The sequence below is a fragment of the Oleiphilus sp. HI0066 genome (assembly GCF_001635725.1).
On the sequence record NZ_LWFH01000511.1, the window covers coordinates 1 to 883 of the forward strand.

The 883-nt window shown below is 45.8% G+C and carries 1 protein-coding gene; it reads left to right on the forward strand.

Going from position 1 to position 883, the window contains the following annotated elements:
- Positions 1 to 883: ABC transporter substrate-binding protein (locus A3738_RS07070; protein ID WP_068763471.1), on the forward strand; the 883-nt coding region annotated here is incomplete at both ends.

The following is an 883-nucleotide window of genomic DNA, read 5'->3' on the forward strand; positions in this document are numbered from 1 at the left end:
AGTTTCACTGGCCGCTGACACGATCAAAGTAGGTGTTCTTCACTCTTTGTCAGGGACGATGGCAATCTCAGAGACAACGTTGAAAGACACGGTGTTGATGATGGTTGAGGAGCAAAACAAAAAAGGTGGTGTTCTAGGTAAGCAGCTTGAAGCAGTAGTTGTTGACCCAGCATCTAACTGGCCATTGTTTGCTGAGAAAGCACGCGAGTTGATCGAAAAAGACAAAGTATCAGCTGTATTTGGTTGCTGGACTTCCGTATCGCGTAAATCAGTTCTACCTGTATTTGAAGAGTTGAACAGCATCTTGTTCTACCCAGTACAGTACGAGGGTGAAGAGTCTTCTAAAAACGTATTCTACACAGGTGCGGCGCCAAACACTCAGGCAATCCCTGCAGTTGATTACCTAGCAGAACAAGGTGTTGAGCGTTGGGTTCTTGCGGGTACTGACTACGTTTACCCTCGTACTACTAACAAAATCCTTGAGGCATACTTGAAGGATGCTGGCGTTGCAGCTGAAGATATCATGATCAACTACACGCCTTTCGGTCACTCAGACTGGCAGAGCATCGTTGCTGACATCAAAAAGTTTGGTGCAGAAGGTAAGAAAACTGCTGTAGTTTCTACTATCAACGGTGATGCAAACGTTCCTTTCTACAAAGAATTGGGTAACCAAGGTATTTCTGCAGAAGATATCCCAGTTGTTGCATTCTCTGTAGGCGAAGAAGAGCTTGCAGGTCTTGANACGGCTCCACTAGTAGGTCACCTAGCAGCATGGAACTACTTCATGAGTGTTGAGTCTGACGCTAACGACACGTTCATCGAAAACTGGCATGCGTTTATCGGCGACGAAGATCGTGTGACAAATGACCCAATGGAAGCAACT